At 53.9% G+C, this 15,002-nt stretch carries 13 protein-coding genes and 1 tRNA gene; 3 read left to right on the plus strand and 11 right to left on the minus strand.

Annotated features, from left to right (window positions below; all coding sequences use genetic code 11):
• Positions 1 to 51: 51 nt before the first annotated feature.
• Entirely contained in the window at positions 52 to 993 is a 942-nt protein-coding gene (gene ghrA / locus J1782_RS08770; RefSeq protein WP_152325780.1) for a glyoxylate/hydroxypyruvate reductase GhrA, read from the minus strand.
• A gap of 125 nt (positions 994 to 1,118) precedes the next feature.
• On the minus strand, positions 1,119 to 2,600 hold the full coding sequence (locus tag J1782_RS08775; protein ID WP_165056968.1) for a peptide MFS transporter: 1,482 nt from the start codon (positions 2,598 to 2,600) through the stop codon (positions 1,119 to 1,121).
• Positions 2,601 to 2,997: 397 nt separating this feature from the next.
• Between J1782_RS08775 and J1782_RS08780 the strand changes: the two genes are divergently transcribed.
• Positions 2,998 to 3,087: transfer RNA gene (locus J1782_RS08780), tRNA-Ser, on the plus strand.
• Between the two features lie 124 nt (positions 3,088 to 3,211).
• Here the strand turns inward: J1782_RS08780 and J1782_RS08785 are convergent.
• Complete coding sequence (locus tag J1782_RS08785) at positions 3,212 to 3,364, minus strand: Hok/Gef family protein (protein ID WP_217152958.1); 153 nt, start codon at positions 3,362 to 3,364, stop codon at positions 3,212 to 3,214.
• Positions 3,365 to 3,701: 337 nt separating this feature from the next.
• On the opposite strand from J1782_RS08785, the gene J1782_RS08790 reads away from it, so the two are divergent.
• A complete protein-coding gene (locus tag J1782_RS08790; protein ID WP_217152971.1) occupies positions 3,702 to 5,015 on the plus strand; it encodes an FAD-binding oxidoreductase in 1,314 nt (437 codons plus the stop codon).
• 51 nt (positions 5,016 to 5,066) lie between these two features.
• Here the strand turns inward: J1782_RS08790 and J1782_RS08795 are convergent, their stop codons facing one another.
• From J1782_RS08795 to J1782_RS08810, 4 genes are all read right to left on the minus strand, one after another.
• Positions 5,067 to 5,723: a methionine ABC transporter permease gene (locus J1782_RS08795; protein WP_152325778.1), complete on the minus strand. Its 657-nt coding sequence runs from the start codon at positions 5,721 to 5,723 to the stop codon at positions 5,067 to 5,069.
• Positions 5,704 to 6,858 carry a methionine ABC transporter ATP-binding protein gene (locus tag J1782_RS08800; RefSeq protein ID WP_152325777.1) on the minus strand — a complete coding sequence of 385 codons (1,155 nt, stop codon included), beginning with the start codon at positions 6,856 to 6,858 and terminating at the stop codon, positions 5,704 to 5,706. The genes J1782_RS08795 and J1782_RS08800 overlap by 20 nt, the downstream gene beginning before the upstream one ends.
• Before the next feature lie 12 nt (positions 6,859 to 6,870).
• Positions 6,871 to 7,713, minus strand: coding sequence for a MetQ/NlpA family ABC transporter substrate-binding protein (locus tag J1782_RS08805; RefSeq protein ID WP_165056961.1), 843 nt, complete (start codon positions 7,711 to 7,713; stop codon positions 6,871 to 6,873).
• A gap of 178 nt (positions 7,714 to 7,891) precedes the next feature.
• On the minus strand, positions 7,892 to 8,701 hold the full coding sequence (locus J1782_RS08810; protein WP_254303011.1) for a helix-turn-helix transcriptional regulator: 810 nt from the start codon (positions 8,699 to 8,701) through the stop codon (positions 7,892 to 7,894).
• Between the two features lie 153 nt (positions 8,702 to 8,854).
• On the opposite strand from J1782_RS08810, the gene J1782_RS08815 reads away from it, so the two are divergent.
• Complete coding sequence (locus J1782_RS08815) at positions 8,855 to 9,250, plus strand: hypothetical protein (RefSeq protein WP_165056959.1); 396 nt, start codon at positions 8,855 to 8,857, stop codon at positions 9,248 to 9,250.
• A gap of 131 nt (positions 9,251 to 9,381) precedes the next feature.
• Here the strand turns inward: J1782_RS08815 and opgB are convergent, their stop codons facing one another.
• The 4 genes from opgB to livM all read right to left on the minus strand — a co-directional run bounded on the left by opgB (position 9,382) and on the right by livM (position 15,001).
• Complete coding sequence (opgB, locus tag J1782_RS08820) at positions 9,382 to 11,691, minus strand: phosphatidylglycerol--membrane-oligosaccharide glycerophosphotransferase (RefSeq protein WP_165056957.1); 2,310 nt, start codon at positions 11,689 to 11,691, stop codon at positions 9,382 to 9,384.
• 420 nt (positions 11,692 to 12,111) lie between these two features.
• The gene (locus J1782_RS08825) at positions 12,112 to 12,816 is read right to left on the minus strand and encodes an ABC transporter ATP-binding protein (protein ID WP_206738772.1); all 705 of its coding nucleotides are present in this window, start codon (positions 12,814 to 12,816) and stop codon (positions 12,112 to 12,114) included.
• A gap of 8 nt (positions 12,817 to 12,824) precedes the next feature.
• The gene (locus tag J1782_RS08830) at positions 12,825 to 13,715 is read right to left on the minus strand and encodes an ABC transporter ATP-binding protein (RefSeq protein WP_152325772.1); all 891 of its coding nucleotides are present in this window, start codon (positions 13,713 to 13,715) and stop codon (positions 12,825 to 12,827) included.
• A complete protein-coding gene (gene livM, locus J1782_RS08835; protein ID WP_217152959.1) occupies positions 13,712 to 15,001 on the minus strand; it encodes a high-affinity branched-chain amino acid ABC transporter permease LivM in 1,290 nt (429 codons plus the stop codon). The genes J1782_RS08830 and livM overlap by 4 nt, the downstream gene beginning before the upstream one ends.
• Position 15,002: the final 1 nt, after the last annotated feature.

Consider the following 15,002-nt stretch of genomic DNA (forward strand, 5'->3'; position numbering starts at 1 on the left):
ATTCCGTGGCGACTGCATGGCCGCCACGTGAGTAATTTTAGCAGATGTACGTTAATAACCCCGGTCGAGGCAGACACGCCCTGCCGGTTCCCGTCCTGCTTCAATAGCGAGAATATTCGCCGCAATGCTGTCCATCGCTTCTTCCGGCAAAGTATCCGCACCCACGTGCGGCGTGATGCTGACGCGCGGATGCGACCAGAACGGATGCATGCCTGGCAACGGCTCTTCGGCAAAAACGTCGAGCGTGGCGGCAGCAATCTGCCCGTTGTCCAGTGCGCGCAGCAAATCACCTTCCACCAGATGTCCGCCGCGTCCCAGGTTAATCAGATAAGCATTATGCTGCAGATTTGTGAACAGTTGATGATTGAGGATCCCGGCGGTGTGAGGCGTATTCGGCAGCAGGTTAATCAGCACCTTGCAGCCGGTCGTAAATGCCCCCAGCTGATCGTCTCCGTAAAAGCTTTGCACGCCGTCCTGAGATTTCCCGCTACGACTCCAGGTGCGCACGGTGAATTGCAGATCCACCAGCGCTTTCGCTACGCTGCTGCCCAGCACGCCAGCACCAAGAATACCGACAGTAAATTCACCACGTGAATGCGGTGCCAGTGGCCGCCATTGTTTTTGTTGCTGGAACAACTGGTATTCATCCATGCGGCGGAAATACCGCAACACGCTGGCCAGCGCGTATTCCTGCATCTGCAACGACATTCCGGTGTCTTCAAGACGAATCAGCGGCACACCGGCGGGCAATGTGCCCGGCTGGCGTTGTTCCTGCGTGAGAATGGCATCCACGCCTGCGCCGAGGGCAAAAATGCCCTTGAGCATCTTGCGCGGGGCCAGCATGGCGTGCGGTGGCCGCCAGACCAGCGCGTAATCGGCGGGTTCGTGGTCTGCGGCGTTCCATACGCGCATTCTGGCCTGCGGTATGCGTTTTGTTATTCCGTCAATCCAGGGCTTTGCATCAAATGTCGGGTGGTAAAAAATAATGTTCATCGGGGACGCCTCCTGTGAGCTGATAGATTTCCCTGAATATCATCAGGATGCAACCCTGAGGCCGAAAAAAGAAAAAGCCCCGAAAATCGGGGCTTGAAGATTCACTGATAGCGTTGTCGTTCAGGTCAGGCAACGGCAGGCTCGCGGCGGATCATCCGGCGTAAAAGCGGGATCAGAACCAGAAGAACCACACCGGTGATAACAGAACCCCAGCCAAGCACATTGAAGACTTCGCTGTAGCCCGGGTTAGTCAGCACCGGCGTACTGCCTTCGTTTTGCGGCATCAGGCCGGAGATGTAGCTGGCGAGCACCGAAGCCACGCCGGTCACCATCATCCAGCAGCCCATCATCACGCCCTGATAGCGCGCCGGGGCCAGTTTGCCAATCATCGCGTAACCGATAGGAGAAATCAGCAACTCACCAATGCTTTGCAGCAGATAGCTGATGGCAATCCATTTAAACGCCACCAGCCCGTCGCCGCCCGCCAGATGGATCCCCAGCGGCAGAACCAGCATTCCCAGCCCCATGCAGAATAAAGAAGCCGAAAACTGTGCCGGAACATCAATTTTCCAGCCGCGCTGACGCAATTTATTGAACCACAGCGCCATCAGCGGGCCGCCGATAACAATCACAATGGTATTAATATTCTGGATCCACTGCGGTGCCACGCGGATGCCGTAAACGTTCAGATTGATGTTGTTTTCAGAGAACAGCATCAACCCCATCGGGGCCAGCTGATACAGCGTCCAGAATACCAGCGAACCCAGCGCCAGCAGCAGGTACGCTTTCATGCGGCGGCGTTCATCAGCCTGGCGGTGACGGAAAGTGACCAGCGTCATTAACGCGAAAATGATAATGCCCAGTGCAACCACAAAATAACTGCTGAACTCTGCGTGGGTTAGCAACAGTCGAATAACTGGCACGAGGACGATTAAAATGGCGATACCGGCAGCCATACGGCGCAGCAACTGACCGCGGCTGGCTTCTTTAAGCGGCGTGCTGATATCGGCCAGAATCGACCAGCGAGACAGCGTCACAACCACCGCCGCCACGTTGCCCAGCGTGGCAAACAGGAACAGCGCGCGATAGTTTTCGCTCAGCTGGAAATAACCGGCAACCGCGAAACCAATAAAGAAGCCCAGATTCATCCCGGCATAATTCCACAGGAACGCCGATTCGCGGCGGTCATCATCCGGTGCAAAACGCTGCGTCAGCATCATATTCAGGCAAGTCACGTTTAGCCCGCTGCCGGTCAGGAACATCGCCAGCCCCCAGTAAAGGCCGGTTACACCTTCCAGCGCAATCAGCGCACAACCAAAGACCTGCAACACCATGCCCAGCACAAACAGGTTTCGGTTACTCAGATAACGACCGCCGAGATAACCGCCAAACATATGCAGGCCATAGTTGAATGCACCGAACACGCCCATAATGGCGTTGGCGTTATCTTCGCTGAAACCGAGTTTTTTTGTGGCATACAGCACCAGAGTGGAATACAGCACCGCGAAGCCGAGCGTCGCGAAAGTCTGAACGAAGAATAATGTGCCCGCGCCGGCAGGTATTGCCGTGCGGTGCTGCGACGCTGTCGCGTTATTTGACTGACTCAAGTAAGAACCCCTGTCCCGTTGTGTGGATTTATTCTGCTTCTGGTTTTAACTAGCCCAGTTTTTATACGAAGCATTTTTTTGGAATCCATTGTTATACCTTCGAGACTGGCTATTTTCACAACATATTTTGCTATTTAGCCGTAACGGGAAGTGTTTGCTGCTTAATCGCACTTTTATGCAGTTAATCTAATTATGTATTCACAAGCATTAGCGGAATTAATGACGTTGCGTGACTTACGACAAACTGGTCATCCTTAATACAGTTTTTGGTCTCTAAATCAGCAAACTGCTCTAAGTTTGTCTAAACAGCACAGAACCTGCAAAAAGAAGGTTGACGCTGAACGCGGTTTTCCCTACATTAGCGCCGGTCAGCAGCACTGCGGTGTAGCCGACGACTGGAGAGGTGTCTGAGTGGCTGAAGGAGCACGCCTGGAAAGTGTGTATATGAGCAATCGTATCGAGGGTTCGAACCCCTCTCTCTCCACCACACAATACGAGAAGGCCCGAATGAAAATTCGGGCCTTTTTGTTTTTGCGTTTTCTGCAAATGGATGTCTGAGGCCAACTTGCTTTGGCAACATCCAAAAAGGTGGGGCGAACCCCACCTTACGGTTAGCCGTTAATTTCGTCGCTTAAGACTGCCGCAATTTCCGTATTTCCCTGCTTAACAGGCAACTCGCACAGCGAATCACGCACCATCCAGGTCCAGGCCAATAACGTGAAAGAAATCACCATGAGCCCGTACAAAATCAGCTTTCGCGCCATCTTAACCTCCGTTACATTTCTGCATCTATGTGGCTAACCTTACGTTGTCTAGGCGTGGTGGGTAGCCTCGGGTTGATTGAAAAAATTAACCCGGCGCTTTCTTCTTATTACACCTTGAACAACACTGCTCAAGACCCATAAGCCTCAAGCACCCGCGCGCATTCTGGCAAGTTAACCTCCCCGCCATCTGGTTACTTAATATTCACTTTGTCCTGATTTTCGCCTGCCTGCTCGCCCTGCCGTGAGACGAATATATGTTTATCATCATTGTGCATTAGACATCTAAACGTCCATAACTTAGGATCGAACCACCCGGGATAACAATTTGATGTCGCAAATGAAAATTAAAAACTTACCACTCGATCAGAATATCAACGGCTGGGCGGCACTGCGTGGCGACACAACACGTCATCCGGCCCTGCATGGCAAGTTAACGGCAGACTGGCTGGTGATCGGCGCAGGATTTGCCGGGCTGGCTTTTGCCCGCCGGATTGCAGAGCTTCGTCCGCATGAGCACGTCGTGGTGCTTGAGGCGCTCGACGTGGCCGATAACGCCTCGGCGCGCAACTCCGGCTTTGTCATTGATTTACCGCATACCGTGGGCAGCACATCGGCTGAGCTGGAACACGCCAATGCGTACCGGCGTTTGTTGCAGTACGGTCTGCATCATCTGAAAGAGACCGTCGATAAGCATGATATTGCGTGCGACTGGCTGAATTCGGGGAAATACCATTGCGCCGTGAGCGAACAGTTTGACGGCGCGATTGCGCATTATCAGAAAGAGCTGACCACGCTCGGCGAGAGCTTTGAATATCTGGATAACGCCGCCCTGAAACAGCGTCTGGGCACAAGTTTCTACCGCAGTGCGGTGTATACGCCGAACTGCATTCTGGTCAATCCGGCGGCGCTGATCAGCGGTTTAGTGGCGACTATGCCGGAAAATGTCACGGTTTATGCCCATTCCCCGGCTTTGCAGATTGATACACAGGGTACGATCCGCGCCGAAACGCCGCACGGCGAAGTCCGCGCCCGTAAACTGATGCTGGCGATTAACGGTGCCGCCCGCGGGCTGCCGCTGTTCAAAGGTAACGTATTCGCAATGTCGACGTTTGCGACGCTCACCGAGCCGCTGACACCGGAACAGCGCCGACTTATTGGCAATATCTCTGCGTGGGGATCTACACCGGTGAATGCGCTGGCGGGCGCAACGTTACGATATACCGCTGACCATCGTTTCCTGATCCGCGAGCACGTCAATTTTGCGCCGGATCTGGTGACCAGTGCGGTGGAAACCGGCCGCCACGCGCGCCGTCATCAGCAGCTGTTTGCGCGGATTTACCCGCAATTGCAGGATGTGAATATGGCCTACACCTGGTCAGGGCTGATCAGCATTACGCGTAATGGCGCACCGGTGTGGGGGAATTTATCGGAGAATGTCTATTCGTCGGCAGGCTGTAACGGCTCCGGCAGCTCGAAACAGAGCGCGTTTGGCCGTTTGCTGGCAGAACATGCGCTGGGTGAAGATAACCCGCTGCTGGCGGATATGGCAGCGGTCGGACGCGCCAATTATCTGCCGCCGCGCCCGTTCCTGGATGTGGGTGTCAAAAGTTTTATGGCCCGTGAGCGCTGGCGTTCACGCAGTGAGATGTAGCATTTTTGAGCCAATCTGATAAAGCCGGTCGCCCGATGACGACCGGCTTTTTTAATGACGTTTGTCCACGCGCGCCACAATGCGATCTCCCAGCCACTGAATGCCGCAGACGATGACAATCAGCACCACAATCACTTCCACCATCACCACGGTTTCAAAGCGCTGATAGCCGTACCGGATCGCCAGGTCACCCAATCCGCCCGCGCCAATTGCGCCCGCCATCGCCGAGGCCCCAATCAGCGCGACCAGTGTGACGACAAATCCGGACAAAATTCCCGGTAATGCTTCGGGGATCAGTACGTCCCAGACAATACGCAGTTTGCTGGCACCCATCGCACGCACCGCATCTATCAGCCCGCGATCCACATCCCGCAGCGACACTTCAGCCACACGGGCGAAATACGGCGTGGCGGTAATGGAAAGCGGAACAATCGCCGCCCACGTGCCCAGGGAAGTTCCGACCAGAAAGCGGGTCACCGGTATCAGTGCCACCAGCAAAATGATGAACGGCAATGAACGGAAGCCGTTGATCACCAGCCCGAGCGAGCGGTTAACCCAGTGATTTTCAGCAATCCCTCCCGGGCTGCTCATCACCAGAATCAATCCGAGCGGCAAACCGGCAATCAGTGAAAACAAACCTGAAACCGCCGTCATCAGCAGCGTTTCCTGGACGGCATTGAATAAAAGATCAAGCATTACCGGAGACATAGCCCGTCAGCTCCACAGTTGCCTGGCGCTGTTGCAGCCAGTGTAAAACGGCCTGCTCGGCGGCTGTATCAGCCACCGGTACCGAGTAGAAAAATCGCACGATAGCGTAATGCTGAATGTGATCCACACCGCCCTGAATGAGCCGGAACTTACCCGGTAATTCCGCCGCCATCTGGGTGATGATCTCCCCCTGACTGCCCTGTCCGGCATACTGCACGCTGTAAATCGCCTGCCCCTGACGATCAGTCGTCAGTTCATCGGCCAGCGCTTCCGGTAACTGAGGCAGAAGGCCCTGCAATAATGTGCGGGTGAGTTGCGACTGCGGATGGGCAAATACCTGCCACACAGGGCCTTCTTCAATAATTTCACCGGCGTTAATCACCGCCACGCGATGGGCGATTTTCTTGATCACTTCCATCTCATGGGTGATCAGCAAAATCGTGATCCCCAATTTCTGATTCAGTGACTGGAGAAGCGCGAGAATTGAGCGGGTCGTTTCAGGATCCAGTGCCGACGTGGCTTCATCACACAGCAACAGCGCCGGGCTGGCCGCCAGCGCGCGGGCAATGCCGACACGCTGTTTTTGGCCGCCGGACAATGCTGCCGGATAACTTTTGGCTTTATCTTCCAGCCCGACCAGCGCCAGCAATTCGGCGACACGCGCCTGACGTCGTGCCTTGTCGAAACCGGCAATCTTCAGCGGCAGTGCGACGTTCTGCTCAACGGTTTTGGCCGACAGCAAATTGAAATGCTGAAACACCATCCCGACGCGGCTGCGCACCGACTGCCACTGTTTTTCACTCAGCCCGGTAATGGCGTGACCTTCGATTTCGATCACACCGTCATCCGGTTGCTCCAGCCCGTTAAGACAGCGGATCAGGGTCGATTTTCCTGCCCCGCTGCGGCCAATAATCCCAAGAATTTCGCCCCGTTTTACCGTTAATGACACGCCGTTCAGGGCCTGAGTTTCCCCAAACCGGCGGCTGACCTGATGCAACCGCACCACATTTTGTGCAGCATCCTTGTCAGCAATCCGGTCAGTCTGTGCCGGAGTGCCCGCCAGAGGGCGGCGGGCATTGTCCTTTTCCGGGGACGTCGCGGTAAACTGCGCCCCGGTCTCAGTGATTATTGTCATGCTTTTACATCCTTACCAGGCCGTCACGCCGGTGCCTTTATAAACCTTATCAAACTCCTGTTTGACGGCATCATTCTGGTAAGAACTGACCAGCGTTTTCACCCACGGCGCGTTAACATTCTCTGTTTTCACCGCAATAAAGTTGTTGTAAGGATTACCTTTTACCGGCTCCTGCGCGATTCGGTCGGCAGGCGTCAGACCACTTTTCAGCGCCCAGTCGGTATTCACAATCGCCGCGTCTAAATCAGGGACGGAACGGCCAATAATGCCGGAATCCAGCTCCTTAATGGTCACATGGCGCGGGTTCTCGGTGATGTCAGCAGTAGTCGCAAAAATACCGGCACCGGGTTTAAGCTTAATGACGCCAGACTGCTGGAGCAGGATCAGGCCACGGGCTTCATTTGACGGATCGTTGGGTACACCAATCACCGCGCCTTCTTTCAGTTCATCGGCTGATTTTACTTTTTTGGAATACAAACCGATTGGCCACACGGCGGTATCGCCAACGCGCACGATGTTGTAATGATTCACTTTAATCTGATTATCAAGGAATGGCTGATGCTGGAAGGCATTGGCATCGACTTCGCCATTTTGCAGCGCTTCGTTCGGCTGGTTGTAATCATTGAAAATAACCGGTTTCACGGTCAGCCCTTTCGCAGCCGCCTGCTTCACCACTTCACGCCAGACATCTTCATCCTCCCCGCTGATAATGCCGACTTTTATAGTGGTTTTATCGGCGGCGTGTGCCGCACTCAGCGGCGCCAGCACGGTACCGGAGAGAATGGCCGCAGACGTGGCGGCCAGCAAAAATGCACGGTTAATGCGGGTCTTAGCTGTGTTTAATGTCTTGCGCATAGGTATCCCCAAAAGTGTGATGAGAGGCCTGCACCGGGCTGTGTTTTAGTGCAGGAATTTGGCGAGTATACCCATCGGCTTATTTCTTTATAATATTGTTTTAATGATACATATTTCTAAAAAGAATAACTAAAACGGGATAGTAATTCGATAAAAGAGCTAAGGCCTCATGGCGGATTTATTCGTGTTCTGCAAGGTATCTGGCGGGGGGTTTTCCGACGGCTTTACGGAACATCGTGACAAAACCACTGGCATTTTCATAGCCCAGATCGAGCGCGACGGTCTGCACACTTTCGCCCTGTGAAAGTCGCTGCAGGGAGAGGATCACATGCAACTGACGCCGCCAGCGACCAAAACTCATCCCTATTTCCTGCATCAGCAACCGGCTCATATTGCGCTCGCTCATGCCAATCCGCGTGGCCCATTCACGGAGCCGGATTTTGTCTGAGGGATTGGCCAGCAGCAATGTGGTCAGCCGCTTCAGCCGCGCATCTTTTGGCATCGGAAGATTGAGCCCCTCAGCGGGTGCTGCGGAAATCTCATCGATCAGGGTGGCAATGAGTCGCCCTTCCCGCCCTTCTTCAGCATACAGCTCAGGAAATTGTGTCGCCTTCAGCATCAGCTCACGCAGCAAAGGTGAAACCGCTATCGTGCAACAGCTTTGCGGTAAATTCGCCGCCGTTCCCGGTTCGATAAACAGGCAGTAGCATTCGGTTTCCTCCGTCCCCCTTGCCACATGCGGCAGATTACCCGGGATCCACACCGCGCATTGCGGCGGCACAATCCATACGCCCTGTTCAATTTCACAATTCAGGATGCCGCGAAGGGTATAGAACAGTTGCGCACGGCGGTGACTGTGGCGGGCATATTCCCAGTTTTGTGAGGCAACCGTGGCATTGAGCAATACAACCGGGCGCGGCACGTTATCCACGTCAAAGGTGACGGAAGGCTGGCTGCGGGATGTGGCGCTCAGTGAAACCGACATCATAAAAGTGTCTCCTCAACAGGAACCGGATCTGGCCGGAATGAACAATAGTCTGGCGATTCTGTGCAATGACTGTGCGCAAGCGGGTCGGGTAAGGTAAGCACCTCTGCGGGAAGCGCCCCCCGCGTTGCCACTTTATATTCCAGGAGCAACTCCATGTTTATTAATGCCGACCAGTTTCCCGTCGTCCGCTTGCAGTTTAAAGCCACCCCGGTTGATGGCAGCAACTCCTCTCCTTTTGCCCACTTTGATGCCCTGCTGGAACGCAATCAGCCCTTCGTTTTCATCAATGATGAAGGTCTTGGCAATGAGCGCCATGAGCAATCGAAAGAAGAAATGCAGGCTATCGTGCAATGGCGGAAAGTGAACCGCGTGGCGCTACGCACCCTGGTTAAAGCCAGTATTTACATCGAACCGGACACCGCCAACCGGATTGCGGCAGAAGATTTCGCCCTGACCTATGAAAAATTCTGGGGCTACCGGATGCTGATGGTGGCTGACGAACAGGAAGCGCTCGTCCTGGCACATAAAATTTTGACCGATAATAATTGATAGTGATTCTCATTATCACAATAACAGTGACACCTAACCGCTGTCCAGTGTGAAATCCCCTCTGAAAAAGCCTATAAAAAAACCCGCCGGAGCGGGTTTTCATTTCAGCCGTAATGCCTCACACGCGCTTATCAGGATTGCGGTTCTTCAACCGGCTGAACTTCCAGTGACACCATGCCAATGCCCAGTTTACGTGGCTGGAAACCGCCACTGGTGCCTTCGGTGGGTTCGGTCGGCGCCGGTGGCGTGATAACAATACTCTGCGCCGCTTCCGGGTTGGTGAACTGCACTTTCACAATACCGTCCTGATCGCCGAAGGTGACAAATTGCTCCTGATCGCCCACGCGGACAGAGACCGGCTTATCGATGTTATTGCCGTAAGCACGCGCGCGGATCACCACATCAAACGTAGTGGGCAACGGTTTGACGTAATCGATTTTCACCGATGGCGCCAGATTCGCATCCGACCAGCGTCCCCAGTTTTCCACCGTGGAAACGCCGGTAATCGCTTTCACCTGCTCCGGTAAACCCGGCACCATAAAGGCGATAGCCGGAGACTGATACTTCGTTGCTTCATCGTCAATATTGAGCGCCTGAAGCGTTTGCTGGTAAATCGCATTACTGCCTGAGGTGTCTTTGGCGAAATCAACTTTACCTTTGAAGGTGTCGCCGGTTGCCTGCACGATAGAAGGTTTTGCACCCAGGTTACCGGAAGCCACGCAAAGACCGGTATTGAGCGAAAGCTCCGGTGCCCAGACGCGCCCCATTTCGTAGCATTTATCCACCCAGACAAAGTTGTCACTGGTTGCCAGTCCGGCCAGCTGTTTTTTCAGCGGCGTGGAGAGATAGACGTCGAACATAGGCTCAATTTTTTCGCCAGTCACTTTCAGGATGAACGGCGTTTTGATGGTCATACCGGAGAACGTGAAACTGTTGTCCTTGTTGTTGACCGTATAATTTTTAATGCTGTTCGGGAAGCCCCACTGTTTGATAACCGCAGGTTTCCAGGCATTCACCTTGTCATCAATATTGAGGAACTGCGCGGTCATGGAAGTCGCGGAAAAACCGCTACGCCCCAGGCCGATGTAGTTGTCGCCTCCCATGATATCAAGCACCGTGGCACCGTTATCAAGAGTACTGCGTTTCGCGGCATTCAGATCGCCAACCGGTTTACGGCCATCGAGCACAAAGAACAAGTCCTTGCGGTTTTGCTTGGTCAGAATGTTATACGCGGTGTTGTTCATCGCCAGATGGTCGGAAGACACCACAATGATGGTGTTATCGAAATAACCTGACGCTTTAATCTTGTCGATAAATGCCGAAATCAGCTCCTGACTGCACGATACCGCGCTCAGTGACTGATTGGATTTCCCGTTCACTTTATAGTCTTTGCGGGTACAACCACGGGAAATAAAGCCGTCCGGGTGATGCGTATCGACCGTCAGCGTGAACAGCGAGAAAGGCTTGCCCTCTTTGCTCAGCGTGATGAATTTTTTATAAACCTCGTCAAGCAGCGTGTCGTCATACCAGCCCCAGTCATTTTTATACGCCGGGTCAGCCACGGTCGGACGCAGTTCGTTGTAGCCATACAGATGATCGAAACCGTGAGATTTCAGGAAAGTGCCTTTACCGGCAAATGCCAGTTCCGCACCCTGATAGAAATAGTTGGTATAACCCGCACCTTTCAGCACGTCGCCGAGACAGACGTTTTCCGGATAGAACGTGGCTAATGCGCTGGACGCATTGCCATCAAACGGGGCAAACAGCGGGATACCACACTGTGAAGCCACCATGCCGGCGATGGTATATCCGGTGCCGGGAACCTGCTTGGTATTGGTAAAATCAATACTTTGCGCTTTATGGCGGCTTAATTCGGTGGTCAGCCCGGGGAACACTTTGTCATCAAAATAAGTGCGTTCCAGACTTTCACCATAGATGTAAACCAGATTCGGCTTTTTCGCGCCTTTCACCACTTTCTCCGGCACTTTGTAATACGTGTCGAAGTCCGCGCCATTGCCGCTGATCTGCGTTTTTACCAGACGGGAAATATTCTGGAAAGCCTGTGTGGATCCGACCGAGAACACCGCCAGCACCACGGCCAGTACGCTGTAGACCGCGCTGCTGTTTTTAGCACGACGCTGTTTCAGACACCACGCCAGCAGGGCAAAAACGGCAATCAGACCAGCGAGTAAACCGATGAATGGCAGGATATATTTGTTCAGCCCGGCGCCTTTCAGGCTGCTGGTGACGGTGTAAAGCACGGCGTCAGTAATGCCTTCGCCAGTAAAATAATTACTGCCGATCAAAATGACGTTGAGGATGACGTAAAGCCCGAGGAAAAACAGAACGAGCGAAAACCAGATACGGCTGGCCGACGCGCGGGTGACGTAGAAAAAGATAGAGGAAAGAAATAAAACAAAAGAAATTATCTCAGAAGCCATTTCAGCACCCTGTCTGATTAAACAATAAACGCTACGACCCATTTCTGCTGTTTTACGAGCAGCGCCGACGGTTCAACTCATCGAATGAATGGCCCGTTCGCCATTCACTTCATCCTTGATCCTTGAGACAGGAAAATTCATGCCAAAAACGGACAGCGTTATATAGCCCGTTGCCCCCTGAGGGTCAACGCTTTAACACTGCGTCAGGTCATTGATTCATCCTAAAAAACTCATCTTTAACAAATTTTTGATGGGTAACTCTGCATGATAACTCAGAAATTTAACTTTCCAGTCACCAATTTGTAAGAATTGCATGATAGCCAAACAGTATGAGCGAAATGTGGAGGGAGATGCAAAATTGAGAAAGAAATTTGTGGGAAAGCCCGCAATACGCGGCATTACGGGCATAAAGAAGGAAAATCAGATTCCGCCTAAGTAGGCTTTACGCACCTCCTGATTATGCAACAATGCTTCCCCGCTTCCGCTCAGACGTATCTGCCCGTTGACCATCACATAGCCCCGGTCGGAAAGCTTCAGGGCGTGATGCGCATTTTGCTCAACCAGAAAAATCGTCATGCCGTTGCGCGCCAGTTCACGCAGCGTCTGGAAAATCTGTTTAACGATAATCGGTGCCAGCCCGAGGCTGGGTTCATCGAGCAATAACAGTTTCGGACGGCTCATCAGCGCACGCGCTATCGCCAGCATTTGCTGCTCACCGCCGGACATGGTCATCGCGCGCTGTTTCCGCCGCTCTTTCAGGCGGGGAAATAAATCGAACATGGTTTGCAAATCTTCCGCTGCATATTTATTTCCCACCGGGATGGTGCCCATCAGCAGGTTCTCCTCGACGGTCATATCGGGGAAAACGCGCCGCCCTTCCGGCGATTGCGCAATCCCGGCCGACGCCACAAAGTGCGTGGATTTACGGCTGATATCTTCTCCGCGAAACAGTATCTGCCCGCTCTGCACGCGCGGCTGCCCGAAAATTGACATCAGCAGCGTCGATTTCCCTGCGCCGTTCGCCCCGATCAGCGCCACGGTTTCACCCTCGTTAACCTGCAACGAGACTTTTTGCAGCGCCTGAATCGCGCCATAAAAAACATCGACCTCACGAAACTCCAGCATCGCATTGTTCACAGGCTGACCTCATCTTCACTGGCGCCCAGGTAAGCGGCGATCACTTTTTCATCATTTTGAATGGCTTGCGGCAAACCTTCGGCAATCACATCGCCGTGGTCGAGCACGATGATGTGGTCGGAAATGTCCATCACCATGCCCATATCGTGTTCAATCAGCAGGACGGTGATGTCGTGGTGATCGCGCAGAAAACGGATGATTTTACTCAGCGTGCGCGTTTCCACCGGATTCAGCCCTGCCGCCGGTTCATCGAGGCAAATCATCTCCGGCGCGGTACACATCGCCCGCGCGATTTCCAGACGCCGTTGCTGACCGTATGACATTTCGCCCGCCAGCCGGTTGGCGCAATCGACCAGTTCCACCACTTCCAGCCAGTAAAATGCCCGGTCGAGTGCCTGATTTTCCGCACGGCGATAAGCGGGCGTATTGAGCACACCGGCGATCAGATTACGGTTGGTTTGCATATGCTGCGCGACCAGCAGGTTTTCGATCACCGACATTTCGCGAAACAGCCGGATATTCTGGAAAGTACGCGCCAGTCCTGCACGGTTCACCAGATGCGTGCCGCCAAACATTTTGTAGAAAATCCGCTTACCCAGTTGCGCGGGTTTTATCCAGTCATCTGGCTGGAATTTCTGTCCAAGCACCTGAATCACATTGGTGGTGCGACGGCGGGTATTGAGGAAAACATTGCCACCTGAAGCTTTGTAGAATCCGGTCAGACAGTTGAATACCGTGGTTTTCCCCGCGCCATTCGGGCCTATCAGCGCGGTAATTGAGCCGCGTTTAACCGCCAGATTCACATCGTTTAACGCTCTTATGCCGCCGAAATGCATGCGTAAATGCTCGACACTCAGAATATTGTTATCTGCTAACGCTTCACTCATGGCGCGACTCCTTTACGCACGGTAAACCCGCTGCGGCTGATACGGATTAACCCGCGCGGACGCCAGATCATCATCACCACCATCAGCACACCGAACAGCAGCACGCGATATTCGGCAAAACTGCGCAGCAGCTCCGGCGCAACGGTGAGCACAAACGCCGCCAGCACCACGCCGAGGGTCGAGCCCATTCCGCCCAGCACCACAATGGCGAGGATCAGCGCAGATTCGAAGAAGGTAAAAGAGGTCGGGTTGACGAATCCCTGATACGTGGCGAAAAACACGCCCGCGATCCCGGCGGTAGAAGCGCCGAGCGTAAACGCCGAAAGTTTTACCAGCACATGGTTCAGCCCCATGGCGCGACAGGCGATTTCGTCTTCACGCAGCGCTTCCCACGCACGGCCAATTGGCATGCGGGTCAGACGATGTTTGATATACAGCACCAGCAACACCACCAGAACCAGTACTGCATAGATGAAAATAAACTTCATGTTAGGGTTGTAAGTCAGATGGAAAAACTCGTGGAACGGCACGCCGCCCTCTTTCGCCCGCCGGCCAAATTCCAGACCGAAAAACGTCGGTGGCGGCGCGGAGACACCGTTCGGGCCGCCGGTAAACGACAGCCAGTTAGTCAGCACCAGGCGGATAATTTCGCCGAAACCGAGTGTTACAATCGCCAGATAATCGCCGTGCATCCGCAGCACAGGGAAACCCAGCAACGCGCCCGCCAGCGCGGCCATCAAGGCAGCCAGCGGCAGCATCGACCAGAATCCGAGGCCGAGATACTGATATCCCAGCGCCAGCCCGTAAGCGCCGATGGCATAAAAAGCGACATATCCCAGATCCAAAAGCCCGGCCAGCCCGACCACAATATTCAGCCCGAGACCCAGCAGCACGTAAATCAGCCCTAAAATTGCCACGGTCAGAATGTATTTCGTGGCCACGAACGGGAAGAAGATCGCCAGCACCATCAGCAGAGGCAATATCCAGCGCAGATTGCTTTTGTAATCCGGCGGACGAACGTACACACCGGCGCTGTCGGATTCGAAGCGCGCGCGCATTCTCTGCCCGCTCGCGGTTTCCAGGAACGCACTGAGTAAAAAGCGCCCGAGCATGACGGCGGCAATAATCCAGACAAGCCGCTGGGAATGGAAGGTAAAGCTATAGCCGTCCAGCACCACACCCACGACGGGCCCGAAAATAATCAGCGCCACCAGCCCGGCGAAAATGGCATCCAGCAGGCAGCGTTTAAGCGAAAATCCGCTGCTCACAGCAGTTTGTGTCGTCATT

The organism is Rahnella sp. BCC 1045 (assembly GCF_019049615.1).
Lineage (GTDB): Bacteria > Pseudomonadota > Gammaproteobacteria > Enterobacterales > Enterobacteriaceae > Rahnella > Rahnella contaminans.

Coding starts and splice junctions, on each gene's coding strand:
- ghrA (WP_152325780.1), bottom strand. CDS start 993: ATGAACATTATTTTTTACCACCCGACATTTGATGCAAAGCCCTGGATT.
- J1782_RS08785 (WP_217152958.1), bottom strand. CDS start 3,364: ATGGCGCGAAAGCTGATTTTGTACGGGCTCATGGTGATTTCTTTCACG.
- J1782_RS08790 (WP_217152971.1), top strand. CDS start 3,702: ATGAAAATTAAAAACTTACCACTCGATCAGAATATCAACGGCTGGGCG.
- J1782_RS08795 (WP_152325778.1), bottom strand. CDS start 5,723: ATGTCTCCGGTAATGCTTGATCTTTTATTCAATGCCGTCCAGGAAACG.
- J1782_RS08800 (WP_152325777.1), bottom strand. CDS start 6,858: ATGACAATAATCACTGAGACCGGGGCGCAGTTTACCGCGACGTCCCCG.
- J1782_RS08805 (WP_165056961.1), bottom strand. CDS start 7,713: ATGCGCAAGACATTAAACACAGCTAAGACCCGCATTAACCGTGCATTT.
- J1782_RS08810 (WP_254303011.1), bottom strand. CDS start 8,701: ATGATGTCGGTTTCACTGAGCGCCACATCCCGCAGCCAGCCTTCCGTC.
- J1782_RS08815 (WP_165056959.1), top strand. CDS start 8,855: ATGTTTATTAATGCCGACCAGTTTCCCGTCGTCCGCTTGCAGTTTAAA.
- opgB (WP_165056957.1), bottom strand. CDS start 11,691: ATGGCTTCTGAGATAATTTCTTTTGTTTTATTTCTTTCCTCTATCTTT.
- J1782_RS08825 (WP_206738772.1), bottom strand. CDS start 12,816: ATGCTGGAGTTTCGTGAGGTCGATGTTTTTTATGGCGCGATTCAGGCG.
- J1782_RS08830 (WP_152325772.1), bottom strand. CDS start 13,715: ATGAGTGAAGCGTTAGCAGATAACAATATTCTGAGTGTCGAGCATTTA.
- livM (WP_217152959.1), bottom strand. CDS start 15,001: ATGACGACACAAACTGCTGTGAGCAGCGGATTTTCGCTTAAACGCTGC.